Source organism: Nitrospira sp. (genome assembly GCA_029194535.1).
Lineage (GTDB): Bacteria > Nitrospirota > Nitrospiria > Nitrospirales > Nitrospiraceae > Nitrospira_C.
On the sequence record JARFXR010000001.1, the window covers coordinates 956,675 to 982,567 of the forward strand.

Here is a 25,893-nt window from a genome sequence, read left to right on the forward strand (position 1 = left end):
AGGGAATTAGTCCGCTCCCCGGAATGCTAACGACTGATGACTAGGAAATCACCTGGCCGGATGACGGGGCTGGTGAGGCTGTTTCTGGTCTTGAGGGTCTTGAGCGGGATGCGGAACCGTTTTGAAACCTTTTCCAGTGTGTCCCCCACGCGGACCTTGTACCAGCGAGACGTTTTCGCCGAGGTATACTGAGGCGTTGCGGGAAGCGGCGGGAACTTGTGACTGGGAATGCGTTGGAGCAATTGCTCCACTTTCGGTTTGAAACCGACGGGAACTTTCAGATGATAGGCCTCGCCCGGGGGAGTGGCATCGCGCCGCAGCTCCGGGTTCAGAAGTCGCAAGTCTTCATATGACACGCCCGTGACGTTTGCGATGGCCCGGAAATGAAGCGGTCGGTCTACGATAATCTCCTCGAATTGATGCGGTTCTGTGGAACTCTGGGAGAATCCATAGCGAACCGGGTTCTTGGCAATGATGGTGGCGGCCATGAACCGAGGCACGTATTCCTTTGTCTCTCTCCTGATCAGGCGAGTCTTTGAAATGTCGGAGAAACTTTCCGCTTGGGCTCGGTGAAGGGCCCGCATCACTTTGCCTTCGCCGGCATTGTACGCGGCCATTGCCAACGGCCAGGTACCGAACATGTCGTAGAGATCGCGCAAATAGCGAGCGGCGGCTACGGTAGATTTGATCGGGTCTCGCCGCTCGTCGACATAGGAGTCCACGCGAAGGCCGTACACCTTCGCCGTGCCCTTCATGAACTGCCAGGGGCCGGTGGCTTTCGCGCGCGAGTAGGCATAGGGATTGAAGCCACTTTCAACCAGCGACAAGTACACCAGGTCGCTGGGCAGATGAAATTCCGCGAAAATATTCTCCACCAAGGGTTGGTACCGACTGAGCCGGAGAAGCCACTGTTCAAATCGGTCACGAATCGCGACGTTGAAATAGCGAATATGGGATTGAACTGACGGGTCCATCACAATCGGGACGTTATAAATGGAGGGTTCTCCAGCTTCGTGAGTTTGGGATTGGAGCGTTTCGATAGGAGGATTGAAAGAGTCCACGAACCGAGATGCCGCCGAATGGGGCGGTGGCGCTATTTCGAGGATTTCCTCGGTACGTGGCACAGACGATTGATCCTCCGCTGCGGTAGGGCCGTTATTCGGAACCTCCGTTTCCACCGGGACCAGGTTTGGGTCAGGCTCGTCCTCTTGTCCTGTGCTCTGTCCGTCCACCCCTTCAGGAGCGGGAAAGATTTCGCTCGCGATGGTGGAGACTTCCGCCTGGGCTGTCATGACCGGAGGAAAAGTCCATGAAGCCGCAAGGATGGACAGCCCGACTAGGCTACGCCTAAGAAGATTTCTGACACAAAGAGAAGACATGGAATATGTTCCAGACTCCAATGTGAGATGTCAGGATGTGAGCCTAGAGTATCGAGCGACGGAAAACTTGTCAAGAAATCACCCGAGGGAAGCCCCATACTTTTGGGGCGGTCCGTCTCTCAGCATGAGCTGTAGACGCGTGAGACTGAACGCAAGAGAAATCGCGAAGAGTTCGGTGCGAGGTTATTCGTGAACCGTCGACTCCAACTGCACGAAAACACACGGATCTACACCGGCCGTTACCTTGACACTCTTCCGAAGGCAGTGGTATCGTCCGGCTTCTCTCGTTGGGCACTTTCTGCATTCCACTCCAGGAGGAACGGTCGATGATCAAGCGGTATCTGTTGGCTCCAGGGCCCACGCCTGTGCCGCCAGAGGTGCTTCTGGCCATGGCGAAGCCGGTAATCCATCATCGGGCGCCTGAATTCGACAAGCTGTTCGGGGAGGTCCGTGATGGATTGAAATGGCTTTTTCAAACGAAGGGCGATGTCCTCATGCTGGCCGCCTCAGGAACCGGCGGGATGGAAGCTTCCGTATCCAACTTTCTTTCTCCCGGAGACAAGGCGCTAACCATTAATGGGGGTAAGTTCGGAGAGCGCTGGGGCAAGCTCTGTAAGACATACGGGGCGCAGGTGACCGAACTCAAAGTCGAATGGGGACGGGCCATTGATCCGCAGTTGGTTGCAGATTCCTTGAAGAAGGACCCTGGAATCAAAGCCGTCTATGTCCAGGCCAGTGAAACCTCGACTGGGGTCGCCCACGATGTCAAAACCCTCGCTCAAATTGTCAAAGGCCACGCCGATGCGATTCTCGTGGTGGATGCCATCACGGCATTGGGCGTGTTCGACATCAAGACCGATGATTGGGGCGTCGACGTTGTAGTGACCGGCTCTCAAAAGGCCCTGATGCTGCCGCCCGGTCTGGCCTTCGTCAGCGTCAGCGAAAAGGCTTGGCAATTGGCCGAGAAGGCCAAAAATGCTTCGTTCTACTTCAATTTGAAGAAGGAACGAGAAAATCAACAGAAGAACCAGACAGCATATACGCCTGCAGTCTCGCTCATCGTCGGGCTCCAAGAGGTCCTGAAGATGCTCAAAGCCGAAGGGCTGGAGCAGGTCTTCGGACGGCAAGCGAATCTTGCGATGGCGATGAGGGAGGGGATGAAGGCCGCCGGTTTGGCGCTCTTCCCCAAGGAATCTCCCAGCGATGCTCTCACGGCAGTGTCGGCGCCTGAGGGGATTGATGGTCAGACGGTGTATAAGAATCTTCGGGTGCAATATGGGATCACCGCGGCGGGCGGGCAAGATCACCTAAAGGGAAAGATATTCCGGCTCTCGCACATGGGCTATATGGATCGATTCGACGTCATCATGGCTGTCGCAGCAACTGAAATGGTCTTGAAGGGCCTCGGTCATTCCGTGAAGCTAGGCAGCGGTGTTGGGAAAGCCCAAGAAATTTTGATGGTGAAGTAGGCAGATCTATGAAAATTCTGGTCAGCGATAGTCTCTCTAAGCAAGGTGTCGAGCTTCTGGAGAAAGCAGGCTTCACGGTGGTTGTGAAGTCCAAGATGCCGAAAGATGAGCTCTTCAAGGAAATCAAGGATGCCGATGGATTGATCGTGCGGTCGGGCACCAAGGTGACGGAAGAGCTGCTTGCTGCGGCGGATAAACTCAAGGTTGTCGGTCGGGCCGGTTCCGGTCTGGACAATGTCGATACTCCGGCGGCTACCCGTCGTGGGATCGTCGTCATGAACACGCCGGGTGGCAATACGGTGACGACCGCCGAACACACACTCTCGATGATTTGCGCCATGAGTCGACGCATCCCTCAGGCCACCGCCTCCACGAAGTCGGGGAAGTGGGAAAAAGACAAGTTTATAGGCGTCGAGCTCTACAATAAGGTGCTAGGCATCGTGGGGGTTGGGCAGATCGGCAGCCATCTGACAAAATTGGCTCATGGTATCGGAATGAGAGTGATCGCCTACGATCCCTTCTTGGCCAGCGATCGGGCCGAGCGAATGGGAGTGGAGATGGTAGATCTCCTCGATCTGTTCCGTCGCGCAGACATCATTTCCGTACACACCCCGCTGACTCCCGAAACCAAGGGCATCATCAATGCACAGACGATCTCGATGATGAAGCCCGGGGTGATGATCGTGAATTGCGCGCGCGGAGGCATCGTGCACGAAGGGGACTTGTTCGAGGCGTTGAAGAACAAACGCGTGGCGGCGGCCGCATTTGACGTGTTTGAGGAAGAGCCTGTCAAAGCGGAGAATTCATTGCTGACCCTTGAGAATTTTATTTGCACTCCCCATATCGGGGCACAGACGACGGAGGCACAGGAGAACGTTGCCGTCGGGATTGCAGAGCAAATCGCCGATTATTTCAAGAGGGGCATCGCGCGCGGAGCCGTGAATATCCCGTCAGTTTCGCCTGAATTGCTCCCGAGGCTCCAACCCTACCTGTCGCTGGCCGAGCAATTGGGGAAGTTACAGACGCAGTTGTGTGAGGGCGGGCTTGAGCATCTGACCGTTGAATACAGCGGAGAGGTTGCCGAGCTATCGGTGGCCCCTTTGACGATTGCCGTGCTGAAGGGACTGCTCACTCCGGTCATGGAGGCCCCTGTCAACTATGTGAATGCGCCGATTGTGGCAAAGGAACGTGGAATTGAAGTCAAAGAGGTTCGTAGCTCCGATGCGGGAGACTTTACCAGCCTGATTCGGGTGCGTGTTGTGGCGGGGAAAGCTTCTCATCAAGTCGCCGGTACTCTCTATCATAAGAAGGATCCTCGGGTCGTAGAAATCGATCAATTCAAGGTCGAGGTGGTCCCCGAAGGAAACATGTTGTTGATCCATAACATCGATCGCCCCGGTGTCATCGGGATGGTGGGCAAGGTACTCGGAGACGAGAGCATCAATATCGTTCGAATGCAGTGTGCCCTGGAAAAGCGCGGAGGAAATGCGTTGCTGATTATTGGATCTGACCAAGTGTTTCCCGGCTCGGTATTGAATGCGATCAAGTCGAATCAGAATATTCTCTCGGTCAAGGTTGCGAGCCTTTCCTAAACTCTGCTAGCCATTCGGCCATCTATGGTGTCTCCTTCTCGGAAGTCTCGCCGCGTATCGGCGCAGGCCTTAGCCTATCGTGAGCGCTCTCTGATTCCGATAGGGATGGCGACAATCCTTCCTCATGCCGCTCGACAGGTTCGTCGCCTCGAAGGCCAACTCCTGGCTCAGATCGGGCGGTGGGGATACGACGAAATTATTCTCCCCACATTTGAGTACCTTGACGTGCTGGCGCCCGGCTTGGAGCCAGAGCTGCTCGAGACCTGTTACCAATTTATCGACCGCACCACCGGTCGGACTCTCCTGCTTCGCCCCGATGCGACCGCCCAGGTAGCCAGAACAGTGGCCATGGGCTTGACCGGTGGAATATTTCCTCAGAGGCTTACGTATCGTACCTCGGTGTTTCGGTACGAGCCTGAACATGCCGGCCGTGGCAGAGAGATTTTTCAGATCGGGGCCGAGCTTATTGGTCTCAAAGATGTGAGCGGTGATGCCGAGGTCATTACCATGTTGATCGAGTGTTTGCAGTCGATTGGGCTTGGATCCTTCACGATTGCCTTGGGGCACGTTGGATTCATCAAGGGCCTGATGACAAGATCCGGCCTGTCCGTTCGAGCCCAGAAGCGAGCTGAACAGGCCGCGGCTCGAAAAGATCTGCCTCGTCTCGAAGAGATTCTGAAGACCGAACGCATCGCAAGATCGGCCGCCATGGCGATTCGTGAAGCCCCTGAGTTGACCGGTCGAAAAGAAGTCTTGAATCGAGGGCAGGTTCTGGCCGCTGGAGACCCGACTCTGCTTGAACCATTGGAGCGACTCGCAGAACTCTATCATCTATTATGTTCAGCCGGATATGAGGATGCACTGCTGTTGGACCTTGGCGAGTTCCGAGGGGTCGATTATTACGATGGTGCTGTCTTTGATGTCTTCGCGCCGGGAGTGGGGGCGGAATTGGGCGGAGGTGGGCGATACGATCACCTGATTGGCCGATTCGGTGCAGCCCTGCCTTCAACCGGATTCGCACTCGATGTTGACCGGCTGTTCCGTGCACTGGCGTTTCCGGAGGAGGCCGATGGGTTGCCGCGCATCGACTATCTCGTGATAGGACCTCAGCGTGCGGTGTCGCGTGTGAGTAAGGTTGCGGCTCAGTTGCGGCGCCGACAGCTCCGTGTCGCCCAGCAAACCATTAGTAATACGAGCACCGGCCAACTTCTGACCAGCGCGGCTCAGCAAGGTCGGGCACAAGGAGCCGGAGCTGTGGTCGTCGTTGGAATGCCAGGTCAGAACCGAGGTGATAAGTTCACGGTGGTTGAACGGCTTGGACGCGAGACGGATCTTGTGCGAAATAGGCGCTCACCCAGACCCGTGCAGAAGGAGATAAGCCTTACCGCCCTCGTCGAGGCGATCAAACGTACATCGACCATAAAAGGTGCGTCATGAAGCCGGCGGCTGAGATCGACCTTTCCCAACCGAAGCTGCCTCCTCAGAATGTTGAGGCGGAACAATCCGTATTGGGCGCGGTGTTGCTGGACAACCAGGCAATGGCCAAGGCAATGGAATTGATCGTCGAGAAGGATTTTTATCGGACTGCTCACCGTAAGATTTACCATGCCATGCTGGAGCTGTCGGAAGTCGGCGAAGTCATCGATCAGATCACGCTTACCGAACGGTTGAAGGCGCAGGGTGAACTGGGATCGGTCGGCGGGGCAGCGTACCTGGCGGAGTTGGTTCAAATTGTTCCCAGCGCGGCCAACATCCGGTATCACAGCAAGATCGTGCGCGACAAAGCGCTGCTGCGAGAGCTCATCCATACCTCCACAGAAGTGCTCACCCGCGGGTATGAAGGAGCAACCCAGATCGACGACCTTCTGGATTTCGCTGAGCGGTCGGTCTTTAGCATTGCACAAGGTAAGTTGGATCGATCCTTCAGTCCGATCAATCACATCATCAAAGAGAGTCTCGATCTTGTCGATAAATTATCCAAGCGCAAAGAGCAAGTAACGGGCGTCCCAACCGGGTTCTATGACCTCGACGATTTGACGGCCGGTCTTCAGCCGTCCGACCTGGTCGTGATCGCCGGCAGACCGAGCATGGGGAAAACGAGCCTCGTTTTGGGCATGGCCGCCCATGCCGCGCTTCATGCAGGGACGCCGGTCGGTATATTTAGCCTCGAAATGTCGAAGCCCCAGATCGTTCTGCGCATGCTCAGTTCCGAGGCGCGAGTCGACTCCCATGCGCTGCGGACCGGGAAGCTCCAAAAGGAGGATTGGTGGAGGTTGGCTGAGGCGGCTGGCAGACTAGAACAGGCTCCGATCTACATCGATGATACCGGGGGTATTACGGTACAGCAGATGCGTGGCAAGGCTCGGCGGCTCAAGGCTGAGCGGGGTCTCGGGTTGTTGGTTGTGGACTACCTCCAACTGATGCAGGGACGGAGTGACGCCGAGTCTCGGCAGCAGGAGATATCGGACATTTCACGTTCACTGAAGGCATTGGCAAAGGAACTCAACGTTCCGGTTGTCGCGCTTTCCCAGTTAAGCAGGGCCGTTGAAGCGAGAAAACCGCCAATTCCCATGCTGGCCGATCTTCGCGAGAGCGGAGCCATTGAACAGGATGCGGATGTCGTCATGTTCATCTATCGCGAGGAAGTGTACGATCAAAACTCTGAACGCAAAGGCATCGCTGAAATCCTGGTGAGCAAGCACCGCAACGGTCCGATCGGAAAGAAGGAGCTGTTCTTTCATGATCGATTCGCCAAGTTCGAGAGCTTAGACAATCGAGAAGCCGTTTGACCGCGCCCACCTCGCTTCGTATAATCTTTAGCAACATTGTGTTATCGTCTATCCACCATGTGGCTCGCTGGTTGTTCTTATCCTCCTAATTTTGCGCCGGCGAAACGGATCTTCCCGTTGTATTCCTTATTCGTGCTGGTCCTGACCGCATTCCTATTCCCGGCATGTACGACGCCGTCAACATCGCCGAGCAGTTCATCCACGTCTCAAATGCCTCATAAACCTGATCCTCCCATGCATCAGCCCGATGCGTCGGCTGCCTATCATTTTATGCTGGGGTACCAAGCCGAGTTGGCGCAGGATACGGAACGCGCATTGAGAGAATATCACAGCGTCCTTGCCACGGATCCTTCCTCCAGCTCAGTCAAAACCAGGTTGGCAGGGCTGTATTTCTCGTTGGGTGATATGCCAAACGCTCTTAGGTACGCGCAAGAGGTGGTCGACAGCCCAGATCAGGACGGACATGTTCTGACGCAAATGGCCGGCATCCTTGCAAGCGCCGGTCAAACTGAACGAGCGATCGGAATTATCGACAAGGCCATCGCTCAGGATCCGACAGCCGGTGATCCCTATTTTGCCAAAGGTCTTTTGCTGCTGGGTTTAAAACGACCTTCTGAGGCTGAGTCGGTGATCCAAGATGGACTGATGAGATCGCCGGATTCGGCAGTCGGCCACTACCATCTCGGGCGCGCCATGCTCGAATCTGGCAAACCCGAGCAAGCCTCCGCGAGTTTCGAACGTGCTATCGCGGTGAGTCCTTCGTTCGAGCCGGCCTATTTGGCCTTGGCATCCATCTATGCATCCAGGCAGGAGCGAGATCAAGCGATCGAAATACTGAGGCGATATCTGCAGGGGGTGAACCCGCAGAATCGTGATATTCGACATCAACTCATACGTCTCTATGTCGAATCCAAAGATTACAAGGGCGCGATGGTTGAGTTGGAAACTCTTCTTGCCGATGATCCATCAGATCTTGATGCGCAATTGAGGGTTGCTTTGATCTATGGCGAGCAGAAGGAGTATGCCAAAGCGATCGACCGCCTAAACCAGATTCTCAAGACACGCCCGGCGGAACTGAAGGTAAGAGACTACCTGGGCTATCTGTATGAGGAGTCAAAGGATACAAAGCGAGCCATCGAAACGTACACCCTCAACATTCAGCTCGAACCTACTTTCTATGAAGGGCATCTCCACTTAGGAGTACTGTACTACAGACTCAAGCAGTTTCCTGAAGCCATCGAACATCTGAGTCGTGCGACAGCATTAAATCCCAAGCAGCCTGAGGCGCACATCGTACTCGGTTTGGCATATTTGCAGACGGACCAATTTGAGAAGTCAGCTGAGGTATTCGAGAGAGGTATTCATCACAATCCGAAGAACGCAGATTTACATTTCAACTTGGGAACTGCCTACGACAAGCTGAATCGATTTGATGACGTCGTTCGCGTGATGGAGGCGGCGATCAAGCTGGATCCGCACCATGCGGATGCCCTCAACTATCTCGGGTACAGTTATGCCGAGCGTGGAGTCAAGATCGATCAGGCGCTCTCTCTGACCAAACAGGCGGTAGCATTGAAACCAGACAATGGCTACTACGTGGACAGTCTGGGGTGGGCATTTTTCAAGTCTGGGCTTTTGGCCGAGGCGCTCACAGAAATTAAGCGAGCTGTGGCACTCGTTGGAGACGATCCGGTGATCTTTGAGCATCTCGGTGACATCTATGCCAAGCAAGACCGAATGGCCGATGCGCGCGAAGCTTGGTTGCACGCCTTGGAACTGGATCCTTCCAACAGCAAGCTGATTGAACGGTTCCGCGAGCTAGGCATGGGAGACCCTGCCCAAGAAGATCGTATCCAACAGGCTAAACGCCGTGTATCAGAGAAGATACAAGCGCCCTCTCCATAAAATGCCGTCCTTATGAGATATCTTTCTCCTTACTCTTCCTCCCAAAGTCTCCTTTTTAGATTCAAGGCCTGAAGTTGGCTGAATAACTCAAGTTCGTCAATGGCTGAGGACCCTCCGCTATAACGCGGTGCTCGGCAAGGCCTGCTCCCTCTATTTTCCTCAATCTGTCATGTAGGCGATATGCGCTTAAGAAATAGCCTTGCGAGACAATTATTGGCACGCGCTAGCGAATCTCGGAAACGCGGGTACATCGGGTGGGACAGGGTCGTTCTGCAGATTAGTTTATAACAGATTGACAATTCAGCAGTCTTCTGGACGAGCCAAGTTGCTACCCCCACGGCATCGAACCTGCTTGTTGGACGAATGCAGACAGCATGACAAACAGGATGATTGGATGCAGCAACCCATCATTCATGGGGAAGTCGGTGAACCATCAACAAGGAGGAGCAGCAATGTGTAAGCAGTTGAAAAGTCATAAGGGTTTTACCCTTATCGAGTTGATGATCGTCGTGGCGATCATCGGAATCTTGGCGGCGATCGCGATTCCCAACTTCATCGCGTATCAGTCGAAGTCCAAACAGGCTGAGGCGAAGGTGAGTCTTGGGGCGATCTTCACGTCCGCCACCGCCTATCAGGCGGAAACCGTTCCTCAGACATATCTTGCCGCCACCAATACTCTTTCGGCAATCGGGTGGGCTCCGTCCGGCACGCCCAGATACTCATTCTGGTATGCGTGGGATGCGGCCGCGCTCACCGGTCCGGCAGCTGGTCCCGGAGCAGCTGTTATGTTCCCGATGCCTAGCGTGCCGGCTACCTGTGTGGCTTCACCGACCACTGGTGGTAATGCCGTGGCTGCCAGCCCGAGTGGTTTTACGGCGGGTGCAAGCGGCAACATTGATGGTGATCCCACCTGCGATCACTGGTTCATCAATGACCAACGTGCTTTGAACAATACGCAAAACGACGTGTAGCCCCTGCTTGGAGAATTGTTCCCCTAGTAAGAAGGGGAGAAGCCACGCAATGGCTTCTCCCCTTCTCTATTGTCGACATATCTAAAAAGTCTCAGAGGGCGAAAATTCTTGACGCTTCAGCGAAACCTGAATACTGTGACATCACAGTGGCACGGGAAGAAGTTATTAATCGGAGCTGGTTTAGCAACTAGTTAGTTTTGCCATGTATCCCGTGCTCTGGCCAATGGCGAGCCTCTCGTTACCATTCTTCAGTTCCATCTGCCGTGCCTTGAAGCAACGGGGTGTTCCGGCGTTGTACTCTCCAGCGGTTCTGCTGCTAGGAGGCATAACAGGGCTTGCTCCATTGATTGAAGGCGGGACAACACACCTTCCGGTATTTGTCATGCGGATGTCTCTATTCTTGTTCGCGATGAGCTGGATGATCCGCAAGAAGCATGGCGGAGAGCTCTTTCTGCATTGGAGTAAATTGTCACCGATGGTGGTGATCCTGTGCGGGCTCGCCTTTGTCTCCGTCCTGTGGGCGCCATACAAGGATGTTGCAATTCAGGGGGTTGTCACATTTGCGATGTACGGGGTGTTTTTTCACTTGATATGGCAGAGGGTGAGATCAGTACGCGATATTCGCGTACTGATCATGATCATACTTGGCATGGGAACGTTTCAGGCAGTTCTCGGAGTGATCCAATACTGGGGACTGGGCAGTTACCGAGCCTATGGAACATTCTTCAACCCGAACTTTTTTGGGACGTATCAGGTCTGCGTGATCAGCCTGGTCCTTGCTCTTCTCTGTTATTCAGATGGGAGCCTCTTGGGGAAGGGAGAAAGAGTAGTTCTGATCTCAATCGGAATTCTTTCAGTCAGCGCATTCCTTCTGGCCCGCTCTCGAGGGGCCTCGATCGCTCTCATATGTGTCGTGGCCTTCATCGGAATCATGCGCTTTGGGAAAATGGTCATGCCATTTCTTCTAACGGGTGTTCTCCTTCTCGCGGTTGTTCCAAATCCCGTAAGAGATCGAGGCCTTGAGGTCGCTGCGCATGATCCTTTTTCGTACACAAGGATCGATATTTGGAAGAATTCAATCGACCGTATTATCAATTATCCGTGGGGAGTTGGTCTTGGGATGTACAAGTACCTGTCATTTCAATTCCGATTCCCGGTTGACGGAGAAATCGCCCGATTTGGAAAGCGGGCAGAATCGGCTCACAATGAATATTTGCAAATTGCAGTTGAGCTTGGAATCACCGGACTGCTCATCTTCCTGGCCGGGACAATACTATGGATGAAAGAGGCGGTAAGAATACTGCTTGGTGAACAAACATCCTTACGATCCGGCGCAATAGCAGGGCTGGCCGGAATCGTTCTGACTGTCTTGGTTCATGCGTCGATCGATTCGGTCTTCCATGAGCCGGCTCTTGTTTTGTTGATGATTTTGTCCGGCAGCATGGTACTTGTCCTAGGCCGGATCCAAGCCGACGCTGATCCCGTGGTGCCGAAAGGATCGATTCACCTCAGTAGAGGGCGGTCGGTGATTGCCGCCATCATCATGTCAATATTTGTATCGCTTACAGTACAGTCGGGTTTGGCATGGTACGCGTTTGAGCGAGGGAACGCACAAACGAGTTTTCGCAAAATAGCGGAGGCCTCACAATGGTATCAGGTTGCGACAACCATTCAGCCCTGGAACGCGGCGTATCACAACGCGGTCGCATCATCCGATCTCGCTCTGTTTCACACTCTCGGGGAACTGGGACTGGTCCTGGACGCTGTCAAAGAAATAAAGCTGTGTATGTCGCTCAATGCGCTCGATGGCCGCTATCCCTATCGCCTAGGTACTCTGTATCAGCTTCTGGCTGAGCTGGCACGTCACCCACAGGAACGAATCGAATGGCTCAGCCGCGCTATGGCTTCATACCAAGTGGCGACAACAAGAGATCCATATTCTCCTGCGAGCTACGTTGCCTTGGGAAAACTGCAACGCGTGCATGGTTCACTCCAAGAGGCGCAAGCGTCATTCTCGAAAGCCATAGAATACGAACCCAATTACTTGCCTGCGCGTGCGCTGCGCATGGAAGTGGCTCTGCAATTGGGCAACGCCAATGCTGCTCATCGAGACTATTCGGAACTGCTGGCGATCATGGAGAAGTATCAGGGGAGGGCGAGGAGCCCGATGGAACATCAGTTCCTGGATGTCAATCTCGATGCTTTGAAGGAAATGCTACGGTCATGACCGCGCTCAAACGTATAGTTCCTTGGCTTGTAGCTGCTACCTTACTGCTTGCCGTCCATTACATGCACCTCGCAGCTGATCGGACTCGGGCAGCGATGCCGAAGCTACAACGATTCGCGCTCCTTCCTGATGGAAGCACACTTAGGACCATGACGCTGGGTTTCCAGAACGTTATTGCAGACTTTCTGTGGCTGCGATCGGTTCAAGCCATTGGGGATCGCCAAGTGTCCAAGGAAGCCGGCATGTGGATTTTCCGTGCGATAGATATTGTGACGACGCTTGATCCCAGGTTTGTAGCAGCTTACGAAGCTGGTGGGATTGCGCTGTGTACGGTTGTCGTCATGCCGGAGGAGAGCAATCGCATCCTTGAGAAAGGCATGCGGAACAACCCCGAGGAATGGAGACTGCCTTTCATGTTGGGTATCAATTACTATTTTGAGCTGGGAGACGACGCCAAAGCTGCAGAGTATATCGCCATAGCAGCGAGTGTTGGTGGAGGGCCAGAATACCTCGCTTCGTTCGCTTCTCGTCTTTACATGACCGCGAAGGACCCGCAAAAGGCAGTCGAAGTTCTTGCCACCTCTTACGAACACTCGAGCGATACGCGATTACGAGAGTTCCTTGGCTTTCGGTTAAAGGAGGCACTTGTTGAGCGGGACATACAATCTCTCGAGGCAGCAATCGAGCAATATCGTCACCAATTTGGGGAACCTCCACGGAAGCTGGAGGAATTGGTGATTGCAGGATATCTGGCCGCGCTGCCAGTTGAACCATTGGGGGGTACCTATGTCTATGACCACAGTGTCCAAAGCGTGCACAGCACATCTGCAGAGCGGCGATTTCAAGTGAGCGGACATCGGAGGCAGCGATGATTCCACTGACGATAAGCAAGTTGACGAAGGCGTATCAGCGCGGATGGCCGACAAAACAATTCCTGGCGGTCGATCGGCTAGATTTAGAAGTATGCAAGGGGGAAATTTTCGGTTTCCTCGGGCACAATGGATCAGGAAAAACGACAACCATCAAAATGATTCTTGGTTTGGCTCATCCGACGGCGGGCAGTATTGCTATTTTCGGGAGAGATTGTCGTGACATAGACGTAAAGAGATTGGTGGGATACTTGCCGGAAGCACCGTATTTTTATGATTACCTCACAGCGGAGGAGTTTTTGAAGTTCTATGGCCGGTTGTTCCATCTATCTGGTAGTGAACTGAGGCGCAAGATTGACTCGCTCTTGGACCTTGTCGGTCTGAAAGACACACGGCGCCTTCCCTTGAGAAAATTTTCAAAAGGCATGCTCCAGCGGGCTGGAATTGCCCAAGCGCTCATCAATGACCCGGAATTGGTCATATTAGACGAACCGATGTCAGGGCTCGACCCAATTGGTCGACGTGACGTTCGTGACATTATTCTTCAGCTGAAGGAGAAGGGCAAAACGATCTTCTTCAGTTCGCATATTCTGTCCGATGTAGAAACGATTTGCGATCGGGTTGGAATCCTCGTGAAAGGGCGACTCAAAGCCACCGGATCGGTTACTGACTTGGTCGGAGCTGAAACGGTGAATGAGGTGGAGATTCAAGTGATAGGGGAGACGTCGGGACTGCTGGAGAAAGTGAATCAGCTTGGAGGAGCAATCAGTCGTCGGAGCGGGATGATGTTAATCAAGGTCTCGAATCAGCAAGAGGCTGATGAAGTTCTCCGCTATGTTCAATCGAGGAACGACCGCTTGGTCTCCTTTGTGCCGCACAAGCGCTCACTCGAAGATTTGTTTCTCAGGGAAACCGGGCTCGAGGTGTCATCATGAATGCCATCGGTACCATTGCGCTCAATACCTTTAGAGAAACATTGCGGGACAAGGTGTTCTATAACCTGTTCGTGTTTGCTCTTCTCATGATCGGCAGCGCGGTCCTCTTGGGGACATTGACTATTGGAGAGCAGGTAAAAATAATTAAAGATATTGGATTAGCCAGTATCGACCTGTTCGGAGTGTTAATAGCCATATTTGTGGGAGTCGGGCTCGTCAGTAAGGAGATTGAAAAGCGCACGATCTATACTATTGTCGCCAAACCCGTCCACCGATATCAATTCCTTCTGGGACGTTACTGCGGGCTAGCTTTCACTATGTGGGTGAATACCAGCGTCATGCTCGGCGCGTTGTGCCTGATCCTGGTGACTAGCGGTGCGATGCCGGACAGCGGCATCATGAAGGCTGTTGCTCTCATCGCGGTTGCGCAGCTTGTTGTCCTGTCCGCTGCCTTGTTCTTTTCCACCTTCACCACTCCCACGTTGAGCGGAATCTTCACATTGGCTGTGTACGTCATTGGTGAATTAACCCCTGATCTGCAGATGATGAGCGATAGATTGTCCGGTGCATTGAAGGAATTGCTGTTGGCGCTCTATTATCTCCTTCCGAACCTCGCGTTGTTCAATGTCAAGGGAGAGGCTGTATATGGTGTTCCCATCACAGGTGAGTACATGATGACTACCGTTGCGTATGGGATGGCTTATGTCACTTTTGTATTGATCGCATCCTGCATTGTGTTTCAGCAGAGAGATTTCTAGCCTGCAGCCTGCCTGCGCAAATGGATGGTCTGTGGGATCAGACTCGGCTGGAGTGCGACCGGTATCGGTTCTTTCTCGGAGCGGCTGACAGTGAAAGTGACAAAACTTCTCTGGAAACTACACAGCCTGGATCATGGTATCGCCAGCGTCCGCTATCGAGCATTGCTTCCGATTCAAGCTTTGGCTCCTTTCGGATATCGGTCGTCCGTCTGCCAATCATTGGGCATCGACCAACTTTGTGGGGTGGATGTGGTCATCTTTGTCAAAGCTTTTGCGCTCAAAGACTTGCTCTTCGCACAAAGGACCTACGAGGCTGGAATTCCCATCGTGCTAGACCTCTGTGACAATATCTTCGTTCCCAACTACACAATCAAGTATCCCATGCATCCAGCCGAGATTATTCAGGTGATGTCTAGGTACGCGGCAGTGATCACTACCACGGGTCCGGCACTTATGGGCGTGTTGCAGAAGACACTCGAAGTACCTGTGCCCATCATGATTGTTTCCGATGGGATCGAGGAAGAAACGGCCGGTCCGACTGGACGGCGGATCCTTCAGCACGCCCATATGAAGGAATTGTGGAGGATGCTGACGAGCACAGGCTTCTGGATACGTGTGGCGCCGAAACTTCCAACGAAAGTGGCGACCCGATGGAAGCTGTTGTGGGGTCTGTTGGCCAGCGGAGTTTCCATTTCCAGCAGGGGAGGGGAAAAGAGGGGTTCGACATCGAACGGACATATGAGCGTAACAGCGGCATTGCGTCCGGAAGGGAGGCCATCGGTCAAGACGCTGATTTGGTTTGGCCATGCGGGGGGCGATTATGGACAATTCGGCCTTTCAGATCTTGTCGATATCGCGCCCTCATTAGAGCGGCTGGCTCGACGCATCAGAATCAGATTGATCGTGGTGAGCAATAATCGAGAAGCCTATCAAAAGCTCGTCCAGCCTATTCCGATAGACACCCACTATGTCGAGTGGGATAGCGAGTCGGTAAGAGGGCTTATTAAATCGAGCGATGTCACGATTATCCCGAACTCCAAAGATCCGTTCGCTGTCTGTAAATCGGCTAACCGAGCCGTCCTTGCCTTGAGTCTTGGCGTTCCTGTTGTCGCCACTCGGACGCCGGCCATGGAGGTTTTTGAAGGATGTGTCAGTTTCGATGATTGGGTTGAAGGTTCGTTTCGATATCTGACCGAACCGGGATTGGTACAGGACCATCTCCAAAAAGCGCAAAGCGTCTTGCGCAAAGAGTTCGGATCAGACCGTATCGCCAAGCAGTGGCAGGACGTGCTTGACCGCGCGAAAGCACCGAGGGTGCTTGCCGATCAACGTTTTGCTGATGCACCCGGTTGGACGGTCGCCGTGGTTATTCATCTCATGCAGGACCTTGATCTCGCCTTACCGATCCTTACAGAAGCCAACCGCTGGCATGATCTCCGATGTCAGGCTTGGGTCTCGTTGTCGCTTTTGGAAGCATCTCCGCGTGTTTGGAAAGGATTGCGTGCCGCCGGTGTAGATTTTCGCGTGCTGGATGACCAAATGGATGCAGACACAAGGTCCATGGGATTTCGAGGAGTCGATGCGGTTCTCACGGTTGCGGAAACGAATCAGTCACCGCACCGAGTTCCTCATCGTATCGCCACTTGGGCCAATGAGGCGAAACTGCTGACCTATACAATGCAGCACGGTTTCGAGAATATCGGGCTCACGTACACAGACGATAGGTATCCCATCGAACGGATTTCCTTTGCCTCGAACGTCATCTTCACCTGGAGCCACCGGGAGCTCTTGCATCCAAAGGTACCGTCCACCACGCGAAACAAATGCATTCCCGTTGGATGTTGCAAAACCGTTCCTTCTGAAAGCATCACCCTGCCGCTGTCAGTCAAAGGTGAAAGGGTCATTGGCATATTTGAGAACCTGCATTGGGAGCGCTACGACAGAGGCTATGCCGAGAAATTCGTCCAGGACACTCAGTCGCTGGCCAATAATCACCCCGACATCGTGTTTCTTGTCAAGCCGCACCATGCGGGACAATGGCTCACGTCCCGATATAACGGGACCATCCCGAGCGCTCCAAACCTAGTCATTGCAGACCCGGTGGACCCTGCATGGGAACAATTCACGGCGTCTCAGTTGATCAATTCGCTCGACGGAGTGATCACCACTCCTTCTACAGTCGCGTTGGATGCCGCCAGGGCTGGAAAACCGGTTGCCGTCGCCGGATACGGCCTCGACCTGTCGGCCTATCGGCCGCTGTCCGTCCTTAGGAGCAGTTGGGAATGGGACGCCTTCCTTCAAGGCATTCGGGATGAGATCGGGCACCGCATGCTGGCGGAGCGATCGAAGGAATTCGTGGAACGCACGATCTATCAAGGGATTGGGTCGCACAACATTCTCCAGAAGATTGCCGGTGACTTGAGAGCGAATCGGACATTGGCCGAACGGACGACTCATTCTGACGAAGAGCGGCCTGCGGCCTAATTAGAGAAGGTGGTGTAATGCAGAATCCTGTCAGGGTCTTTGTGGGTGCCGACCGATCGCAGGCGTTAGCCGTCAAGGTTCTGGAGTATTCGATCAGGCGCCATTCTACACAGCCTATACAGGTCATTCCTATGGTGGATCTTCCAATACGGGCGCCGAAGGATGTCAGGAACACCCAGCGGACAGGGTTTTCGTTCAGTAGATTCTGTATTCCTGAGATGACCTGTCATGCGGGTAAGGCCATTTACCTGGACGCGGATATGCTGGTTTTCCAGGATATCCGGGCTCTGTGGGAAATTCCATTCGATGGAGCCAAAGTCGTCATCCAGCAAGAGGTGAAACATCAAGAGGTGACGACGAAGAAGTTCGGCGCTCCTTCTTCAAGGCGGAAACAATGCGCCGTCATGTTGCTCAATTGCGATCGTTTGGACTGGAAGATTGATCGTATCATTGATGGTTTTGACCGTGGCGAGTATAGCTATGAGATGTTGATGTACGACATGTGCCTCTTAAAAGAAGAGGAAATCAAGTACGGCGTACCTTTCGAATGGAATAGCCTTGAATACTACGGACCGGATACATGCCTGATTCATTACACCGATGTCATGACGCAGCCATGGACGTCCTCCTGGAACAGGAACGGGTTTTTGTGGTTCGACGCCGTTCATTCCATGTTGAATGAAGGTGCGCTGAGGATGGAGGATCTTGAACAGGAAATTGCTCTGGGATACTTCCGTCCTTCCCTTCTATGGGATATCTCGTATCGAGCGTCCTTGCCAAAGGGATTGTTACCGTTATGGGACATCGTACATAGCTTACTTGACAGGGTGAAGCGGTACAGACCGCATCGGGATGTGTATCTTGCCAAGCGGCGGCGACTTCAAGCGGATCATGAGGAGGCCAAGCAGGCCGCATAAGGGATTCGGTTCGCATCACGCTTGACGTCTCATCCAGCACGGAGAGGATCAGGATGCGTTCAGGACGACTGACAAGAATCCTTAGGTGGGATTGGATCCTCAGTCCTAGACAGCTCGAACAGGAACGTGCGATACCGCAGAAGAAGCGGACGGCCGACGTCCCTGACAGTGATCGCGTCGAAGAAGGAACGCATTCCACATTTCTTGCATCTCTTAACGATGAGGATGTGCGCCGGCTCAACGACCTCCTTCCATGGAGTTGTTACGTGCTCGACGAACGGGGTAGGCGATTTGGCAAACCATGGTCGACCGGCAAACGCGCAACTCCTCAGCGGATTCCGGATCGCCGCATCCTCGAGCTCGACCGCAGGTTCCCTCTCCGGGATCTTGTCGTTTTGGAAGTCGGCTGTTTCGAAGGTATCCACACCGTGGCTTTGGCCGGCCTGGCAAGGCGGGTAATGGCTGCCGACAGCCGCATCGAAAACATAGTGAAAACGATTGTTCGATGCGCCGCATACGGCAGATCTCCCGAAGTGTTCGTGTGGAATGTGGAAGAAGGAATGCCGAATGGGTACGACCCAACGTGCGACATTCTGCACCATGTCGGAGTGTTGTATCACCTGGCGGATCCGATTCGCCATCTTCAACAAATTCTCCGTGTGGTGAGGAAAGGTATCATGTTGGATACTCATGTCGCGTCTGAGGAGACTGCCCGCGAAACATATGTTTCCAAAGGGACGTCCTATCGATATCTGCCATATAGAGAAGGAGGAAGGGAGGATCCATTCTCGGGCATGGCGGACCATGCGAAATGGATCTGTGAGGGGGATCTGGTCCGGCTTCTTCGCGACTCGGGATTTCGGAATGTCGACGTCGCCGAACGGAGGCAGGAGCGAAATGGGCCTCGAGTCTTGATCTTCGCAAGCCGCTGCTAGAACGCGTCGGAACTCACGGTAAACTCCGTAGGAGAAAATGGAGTGATGGCGCCGTGAATCTTGTAGACATGGCCAGGCGGGGTGACAAGAACCTCCTTTTGGAAGCCGATCTTGTCGCTTGCGGGAATGGGAAATGGTTTCCCGTTAAGGCGCTGCTGTCACATCTCAAGGGCAACTATATCGTTGCCAGCAAGCGATGTTTCGACGGTGTGCTCTATCGAGGGTTTGACCTTTCCGCGGGCGAGCGTACGCGGCTTGTCTTGAAATCTCCCTTGGCATGGTACCCGTTTTGTCTCAGGCCAGATGCAACTGGGTGGTATATAGCCGCGCTCGATCGCCGGGCAGAAGGCAGCAGGTTGGCTATCAGACTCAGGAGGTGCACAACCGGTGACATCATAGCGGAGCAGTCCATTGCCGTGACGAAGAGCTTGAGTTCTCTAGGATTCCCGCTCCCTTTTCGATCACGTGTGGATCCATGGGACTCTGACTTGGAATTGACATTCTGTGACGGGACTGGAAGCAGAGCGTTCCTTGCCGTACATCGCGTCTTGGACCGCTCAGAAGTCATCGGCTTGTGCCAAGGACGAGGAATCGAACTAGGACCAGGACTGCAACCCCAGATTCTGCCGACGGGCTCTTGCGACGTGACTTATGTCGAGGAATCGTCTCCAGAAGAATGGAACAGACTATACAACGAAAAAGGAACCCTGGAGATTGATCAGTCTCTTTGGTCTCGCTACACGATCGGACGGGCGTTCCCCTTGCCAGCCGAGGACGGATCTCTCGACTTTATCTTCTCCAGCCACCTCTTCGAGCATTTGGCGAATCCGCTTGGTCACCTTGAACACTGGTACGCCAAGCTCCGTCAGAATGGAGTGATCGTCGGCATCGTGCCTGACGTCGGAGGAAGCAAGGACTATGTCTTTGAACCGTGTTCCATCATAGACTTACTCAACGAGTACGCTGAAGGAATCGTGCAGCCTCAGCTCAGTCACTACCGGCGATGGGCAGTCGCGCGGGCGCCCGGAAGGGACCCAGCCTGGTATTGGAAGGCAAAACGGTCCATCCACGTTCATTTTTACACACTCGAGAATATGAGAGCGTTGCTCGAGATAGCCGTCAAGCAGCTTGGCTTCAGGTCATTCCGTGTCTGGTACACACCCAACCACAAAGACTTTTATTTTGTGGTGGAAAAATGAACTGCGTCGAGCGGAAGTGAGACATATCGGCAATCCTGGTTTGCTGAATCACGTCGAAGAACCGATGTTGTGTTCTGTCCGATACGGCATCTGATCTGTTGAATGGTTGGCGATGTTTCCTGCACCGGCACTAAGTGAAACCTCCCGGATTCATCGGCCAGTCGACTTGTCCTCCATGCTGAAGCGGACGGTCGAGGTGCCGCATCCTGTTCGCGCGCAAGTGCCGGGTTTGGACGAACTTCGAGGCTTGTCGATACTTTGGGTGTTGCTGTGTCATGGAACGGGATTGACCATTTGGATGCCCAAAGTGTTTGCCGGCTATGGATACCATGGCGTCATTCTCTTCTTTGTGATCAGCGGATATTTGATCACTCGCATTCTGGTGGAGAGCAGACACCACGGAGATTATTTTAGTCACTTCTACATTAACCGCCTGTTCAGAATCTGGCCGTTGATGCTGCTGGCCTTGTTCGCCAGCGTCCTCATCTGGCCGACCCATGCCCGGTCGATGATTTACAACCTCCTTCTCGTGAACAACTATGCCTATGCGATGGATATACACCCGCCCGTCCGTACTGATGTCATGTGGTCGCTGGCTATCGAGCAACACTACTATCTGTTCTGGCCAGTGGCGGTGTGGCTGCTGTCTGAGAAGGCCCTTCTGATGATAACCTCCTTGATGGTCCTGACCGGATTGGGCATTGAAGGCGGTTTGCTCCCGACCGGAGGAGTCAAGATCATCTCTGTCACAACCCACGGAGCCATGCAGTATCTTGGGATGGGCGTGTTGATCGCGTTCGGGCGTCAGGGGATGAAGTACTTGCTCGGGACCTGGGCCGTATTCCTGACATGGTGGATTGCTCAACCCGGAGTTGCGCTGTCGGAGTTTCGCTGGATCTGGTACGGGGTGAGCCTCGCGATCGTAGCCCTTGTCTACTACACGATACACGGACAACCCCTGCTTCGAGCGCGTTGTTTGGCTTTTACTGGAGAACGATGTTATGGGCTCTATCTGATTCATTACTTTGTGGCGACGTTTGCGTTCAAGTGTATCGGGAAAGACGTATGGATGGCAGGAGTCATCTATGTCGCTTTGTCGTTTCTCCTCGCTACCTTTTCATTCCGGTACTTCGAACGGCCCATTCAAGCGCTACGCGTGCATTTCCATCAAAATGAACGATTGCGTGTTGGACTGTTCGCAGGGTTGGGATTGATGTTCCTCGTCAACGTATCCTATCTGTTGATCAAATCCAGACTGTGATGTCATGGAATTCATCACATTTCATGTTCGGCTTGCTTCGTACGAGTCGGTTCATCCGAACCAATCGATGGGGTTTGAGGAACAGGTGCATTTGATTCGTATGATGTTCAACTCCGTTCGCTACTCCTGCCCTGGTGCTATCAGGACATTGCTGACGAACATCCAGACGTCGGATGTTCGACTGCCGCTGAATTGCAGGCGAGTGACTGGGCCGGTCAATGCAAAGGACTTAATGCTCGAACGAGCGATCGCACAGGAACGATATCTGCTCGCCAGCGATATGAGTACGCCGATGGTCTTGCTGGATTCCGACATCCTACTCAACGGATCCCTTGCTGCCGTGTTTCGGCGACCTTTCGATGTGGCGCTCACTTGGCGTCCCAATCAGGAGATGCCGATCAACGGCGGGCTGATTCTTCTGAACAACGTGCGCCCAGATGTGACAAGAACCTTCTTCACACGATATGTGGCGATTTACAAAAGCAAGTATGCTCAACAGGCAACTTGGTTTGGGGATCAGTTGGCGCTTCGTGACTGCGTGGGGCTCAGCATTGAGAATATGGGTGAACAGATCATCATAGACCATGATGGCTGCCGAGTGCTGCTCCTCCCTTGTGACACGTACAACTTTTCGCCACGGAACCACTACCGGGCCATTTGCACCAGCCTCCCCGACAAGGTTGTCCTGCATTTCAAAGGACAGCGGAAGCGCTTGATGGCTCCTTTCTGGCGGGCGTGGCTGCGACCGGCGCATTCGCGGTTGCCTTGGATACGATTCATGGGGTGGCGAGAACGACGAGTGATCGCGCGCGAGGCGGAACAGGAGCGTCAGGGGACCTCGCAAGCCATGAGGAAACAGACGCAGGGTGCTGCATGAACGCGCTCATGTCGGTCCTTAGACTGTCTTGGCAACTTTTCCGCGGCACAATCGGAGCCAAGTACCGGAGATCTTTTCTCGGGTACGTCTGGATGGTGCTCCCTGCCGTTGCCATCACCGGCGGGATCTCTCTCGCTTCTCAATCGGGAGTCATCCGGCCGGAGCAAACGCCATTGCCGTATCCGTTGTTTGTATTTGTGGGGGTCGTCATCTGGCAGGTGTTCGTGGACGCAGTGGACGTCTCACACAAGGCTTTCGATGGCGCTCGCTCCTACCTGACAAAGGTCAATTGCGCTCATGAAGCCATCGTGCTTGCGCAATTGTACGAAACGCTGATCGTCGCCAGTGTTCGCCTTACGCTGTTGATTGTCCTGGTGGCGCTGTTTGGCGGGAGAGGATGGGGAACTCCTGGCATCATCATGTTGTGCTTTGCAGGGGCGATCGGGCTCGGCCTGGGAATCGGCGCGCTGCTGATGCCCTTCACGATCCTCTTCGGCGACCTGCAGCATGGGGTGAGGGTTGTTTTTAGCTACGGGGTCTTCCTTACACCGGCCTTCTACGCTCCAGAGGGGTCCAGCCTCTTCGCACGTCTCATTCAATGCTCACCGCTTGCCCCGTTGATGAATTCGGCGCGTGACGCTGCGGCAGGGTTGGCGATTTCGCAACCCGGATTCCTTGCGGTCATTCTAGGAGTATCGATCGTCGTTGTCGGTACAGGCATGCTGATGGTTCGTGTTGCTGCTCCGATCTTGGTTGAGCGCATGCTGATGGGGGGACGGTGATGGTATCTGCTCCTGATGTCTGTCTGTCCATGAGCGGAGTGTCCAAGAAATTCTCCCGCTCAGTGAAGCGGGCGATGGTCTATGGTGCCTATGATCTCGGCCTGGCGCTGCTCGGGAGAACTGATCAGACTTCGTTGAGGGAGAGCGAGTTTTGGGCGCTCAGAGACGTGACCTTTGCGTTGAAATGGGGCCGCTCGTTGGGTGTGGTGGGTCCGAACGGCAGCGGGAAGACCACGCTCATGCGGTTGATTGCCGGAGTGCTGGCGCCGACCAGCGGCCATATTCGTGTCAATGGGCGCATTGCGCCGATGCTCGCACTCGGTGCGGGGTTCAAGCCGGTTCTTTCAGGTCGGGAGAACATCTTTCTGAATCTGTCCCTCTTGGGGGTTCCGTATCAAGAGATTTCCGACCGTCTTGAGGCCATCATCGACTTTGCCGAAATCGGGGAAGCTATCGATGCGCCAATCGGGACGTACAGCTCGGGAATGGTTGCCAGGCTGGGGTTTGCTTGCGCCGTTTACACGAGTCCCCAGGTGCTCATCGTGGACGAAGTTCTTTCCGTCGGAGACGCCGGCTTTCGCCGCAAATGCCGAAACCGAATCAACGATTTACGACGGGATGGCACAGCCATGTTGTTGGTCTCGCACAGTGCAATCCTGATCCAGGCGCTTGCAGATCAATGCATGTACTTGAAGGATGGGATTGTCGCCGCACTGGGCAGTCCTACCGATGTGCTCCACGAATACGAAGCTGACGTCATGTTCAATTCCTCGATTCAGCCGAGTGGGTTTGCGACGACATCCGTGCCGGACTTCCGACCCGCCAAAACACGAAGTGTTAGAGTGAAGAACATTCATTGTCAAGCCGAACAGGGAGAACGTTCTAATACGCTCATAAGCGGCCGACCCGGGCACATTTCCGTGATCCTCGACTGTGCGGAGCCGATGGCTGATGTCAGTGTCAACATCATCATTCGTGATGCGGTGCCTCACAGCGGTGAGACCGTGCTCTTCATCACTTCGTACCGCGATATCGGGTGGGTGGAATTGAACCCTGGGCGACAGGAGTTCCGTCTCAACCTGCCGATTGTGGTGTTGCGGCCTGGCCCCTACCATGTGAAGGTTAGTGTGTCGAAGGGGGGCATGCACGACATCCTTGATACGGTCGAGGACGTCCGGTTGATCGTTAGAGGGGTCGGGAGCAATCGGGATTGTCTTTTTGTGCAGCCTCATGAATGGGCCTTGAACGGTCATGAAATCGTCGGCTTGTCTCTAACGGAATCGTCCGAGGAGCTTGGTGCGATCGAAGAGACTTAAAACACGATGCTGCGGCTGTGGCCAAGGAGGCGAGGGTGGGTGTCGGTGAAGGGCAACTGACGCCATTTCCGTTCAATTGTGACGACCAATCCACAACGACGTGGAAGCAGCGAGCTGATCTGTGCGCGGAACTCATGACGTCGCTCATGGCTCGGTCCAAGGAGGGGTTTTCACTGGCAGATGTCGGCTGCGGTGATGAGAAGCTGCGAGCGGTAATTAAAGCGTCGGGTATTCGATGCAAGTATCATGGGTATGACCTGTTCCCGCAAGGCCGCGAGGTTCGGCAGCTGAATGTGGAAAAGGAGTATTTGCCCCAGGCCTATGATCTTGGGGTGATGCTCGGGGTTATCGAATATCTGGAGTGCCTGGAGCAGACATTGAGAAAACTGGCAGAGCGCGTGGCTTATCTGATCGTCAGTCATGTCATTCGCCAAAACGACCGCTATACGAGCGAACAACTCAACAAACTCAAGTGGCGCAATCACCTCAGCGAAGCTGAGATCGAGACGGTGCTCGACCGCAACGGATTTGTGACGGTCAGCCGATCGATAGCACCGGATCGAAGGACGATGCTTTTTGCATGTCGTTCGCGGATGCTCGGGGCCGGTTCCCCTGGCATGGCCGGTTAGAGTTTTCGTCCTCACTCAGGAACAGAAGCCCATGAGTCCGATCGTATTTGCGACATTCTCAGAAATCCTGTCGAAGCGAATGCAGTTCTCGGACTCCCGCTCAGTGCTTGAGATAGGGGCCGGAGCACAGACGCTGCTCTCTCTCCCAGTGCTGGAACGCGCCCGCAAGGTAGCTCTCAACCTCAGATTCAATGCGCGCTCCCGGTCCGGGAAACCGGTGGATGTCGTCATCGGCAACAGTAATGCGATGGCATTCCCTGACGAATCATTTGATTGCGTGTTGAGTTGTTCCGTGATGGAGCATGATCAAAGGTTTTGGCGATCCATCGTCGAGATCAAGCGGATCTTGAAGAGAGGCGGGTTGTTCGTCGTCGGGGTCCCTATCTTTATGACGCTGCCTACGGATTATCGACACACGACGCTTACGTACGCGAGACACGGCGTCAACTACAATGCCGACTTTTACCGCTTTAGCGAGCAGACCGTCCGGGAAGTGTTCTTCGAGGGATATACCGCCATAAGCGACGAAGTAGTCGTTCGTCGATACCCTAACCCGTACCTGGTCGCGGCGGGTCGGAAATGAGGCCGAGCATCTCCTC

At 54.1% G+C, this 25,893-nt stretch carries 20 protein-coding genes; 19 read left to right on the forward strand and 1 reads right to left on the reverse strand.

The genetic code is table 11. The features are described from left to right. Window positions 1–26 precede the first annotated feature (26 nt). A complete protein-coding gene (locus tag P0111_04350) occupies window positions 27–1,292 on the reverse strand; it encodes a transglycosylase SLT domain-containing protein (GenBank protein ID MDF0643236.1) in 1,266 nt (421 codons plus the stop codon). Window positions 1,293–1,705: 413 nt separating this feature from the next. Between P0111_04350 and P0111_04355 the strand changes: the two genes are divergently transcribed. From P0111_04355 to P0111_04445, 19 genes are all read left to right on the forward strand, one after another. Next, the gene (locus P0111_04355) at window positions 1,706–2,848 is read left to right on the forward strand and encodes an alanine--glyoxylate aminotransferase family protein (GenBank protein ID MDF0643237.1); all 1,143 of its coding nucleotides are present in this window, start codon (window positions 1,706–1,708) and stop codon (window positions 2,846–2,848) included. Window positions 2,849–2,856: 8 nt separating this feature from the next. Further along, a complete protein-coding gene (gene serA, locus P0111_04360) occupies window positions 2,857–4,440 on the forward strand; it encodes a phosphoglycerate dehydrogenase (protein MDF0643238.1) in 1,584 nt (527 codons plus the stop codon). Between the two features lie 105 nt (window positions 4,441–4,545). Beyond that, window positions 4,546–5,877: an ATP phosphoribosyltransferase regulatory subunit gene (gene hisZ / locus P0111_04365; protein ID MDF0643239.1), complete on the forward strand. Its 1,332-nt coding sequence runs from the start codon at window positions 4,546–4,548 to the stop codon at window positions 5,875–5,877. Then, on the forward strand, window positions 5,874–7,229 hold the full coding sequence (gene dnaB, locus P0111_04370; protein MDF0643240.1) for a replicative DNA helicase: 1,356 nt from the start codon (window positions 5,874–5,876) through the stop codon (window positions 7,227–7,229). Before hisZ ends, dnaB begins: the two co-directional genes overlap by 4 nt. A gap of 234 nt (window positions 7,230–7,463) precedes the next feature. Further along, window positions 7,464–9,134 carry a tetratricopeptide repeat protein gene (locus P0111_04375; GenBank protein ID MDF0643241.1) on the forward strand — a complete coding sequence of 557 codons (1,671 nt, stop codon included), beginning with the start codon at window positions 7,464–7,466 and terminating at the stop codon, window positions 9,132–9,134. A gap of 452 nt (window positions 9,135–9,586) precedes the next feature. Next, window positions 9,587–10,105: a type II secretion system protein gene (locus P0111_04380; protein ID MDF0643242.1), complete on the forward strand. Its 519-nt coding sequence runs from the start codon at window positions 9,587–9,589 to the stop codon at window positions 10,103–10,105. Window positions 10,106–10,523: 418 nt separating this feature from the next. After that, complete coding sequence (locus tag P0111_04385; protein ID MDF0643243.1) at window positions 10,524–12,332, forward strand: O-antigen ligase family protein; 1,809 nt, start codon at window positions 10,524–10,526, stop codon at window positions 12,330–12,332. Further along, window positions 12,329–13,204, forward strand: coding sequence for a hypothetical protein (locus P0111_04390; GenBank protein ID MDF0643244.1), 876 nt, complete (start codon window positions 12,329–12,331; stop codon window positions 13,202–13,204). The genes P0111_04385 and P0111_04390 overlap by 4 nt, the downstream gene beginning before the upstream one ends. Then, the gene (locus P0111_04395) at window positions 13,201–14,136 is read left to right on the forward strand and encodes an ABC transporter ATP-binding protein (protein MDF0643245.1); all 936 of its coding nucleotides are present in this window, start codon (window positions 13,201–13,203) and stop codon (window positions 14,134–14,136) included. Before P0111_04390 ends, P0111_04395 begins: the two co-directional genes overlap by 4 nt. Next, entirely contained in the window at window positions 14,133–14,894 is a 762-nt protein-coding gene (locus P0111_04400) for an ABC transporter permease subunit (GenBank protein ID MDF0643246.1), read from the forward strand. The genes P0111_04395 and P0111_04400 overlap by 4 nt, the downstream gene beginning before the upstream one ends. A 90-nt stretch (window positions 14,895–14,984) precedes the next feature. Continuing rightward, window positions 14,985–17,378 carry a hypothetical protein gene (locus P0111_04405; GenBank protein ID MDF0643247.1) on the forward strand — a complete coding sequence of 798 codons (2,394 nt, stop codon included), beginning with the start codon at window positions 14,985–14,987 and terminating at the stop codon, window positions 17,376–17,378. 17 nt (window positions 17,379–17,395) lie between these two features. Further along, complete coding sequence (locus tag P0111_04410) at window positions 17,396–18,295, forward strand: glycosyltransferase (protein ID MDF0643248.1); 900 nt, start codon at window positions 17,396–17,398, stop codon at window positions 18,293–18,295. A 1,579-nt stretch (window positions 18,296–19,874) separates the two neighbouring features. Next, window positions 19,875–20,429, forward strand: coding sequence for a methyltransferase domain-containing protein (locus P0111_04415; protein MDF0643249.1), 555 nt, complete (start codon window positions 19,875–19,877; stop codon window positions 20,427–20,429). Between the two features lie 175 nt (window positions 20,430–20,604). Next, window positions 20,605–21,690 carry an acyltransferase gene (locus P0111_04420; protein MDF0643250.1) on the forward strand — a complete coding sequence of 362 codons (1,086 nt, stop codon included), beginning with the start codon at window positions 20,605–20,607 and terminating at the stop codon, window positions 21,688–21,690. 4 nt (window positions 21,691–21,694) lie between these two features. Continuing rightward, complete coding sequence (locus P0111_04425; GenBank protein ID MDF0643251.1) at window positions 21,695–22,567, forward strand: hypothetical protein; 873 nt, start codon at window positions 21,695–21,697, stop codon at window positions 22,565–22,567. 8 nt (window positions 22,568–22,575) lie between these two features. Continuing rightward, complete coding sequence (locus P0111_04430; protein ID MDF0643252.1) at window positions 22,576–23,349, forward strand: hypothetical protein; 774 nt, start codon at window positions 22,576–22,578, stop codon at window positions 23,347–23,349. 29 nt (window positions 23,350–23,378) lie between these two features. After that, the gene (locus P0111_04435; GenBank protein MDF0643253.1) at window positions 23,379–24,665 is read left to right on the forward strand and encodes an ABC transporter ATP-binding protein; all 1,287 of its coding nucleotides are present in this window, start codon (window positions 23,379–23,381) and stop codon (window positions 24,663–24,665) included. 17 nt (window positions 24,666–24,682) lie between these two features. Then, complete coding sequence (locus P0111_04440) at window positions 24,683–25,294, forward strand: methyltransferase domain-containing protein (GenBank protein ID MDF0643254.1); 612 nt, start codon at window positions 24,683–24,685, stop codon at window positions 25,292–25,294. Window positions 25,295–25,325: 31 nt separating this feature from the next. After that, window positions 25,326–25,877 (forward strand): class I SAM-dependent methyltransferase, encoded by a 552-nt coding sequence (locus P0111_04445; GenBank protein MDF0643255.1) that lies wholly within the window; start codon window positions 25,326–25,328, stop codon window positions 25,875–25,877. Window positions 25,878–25,893: the final 16 nt, after the last annotated feature.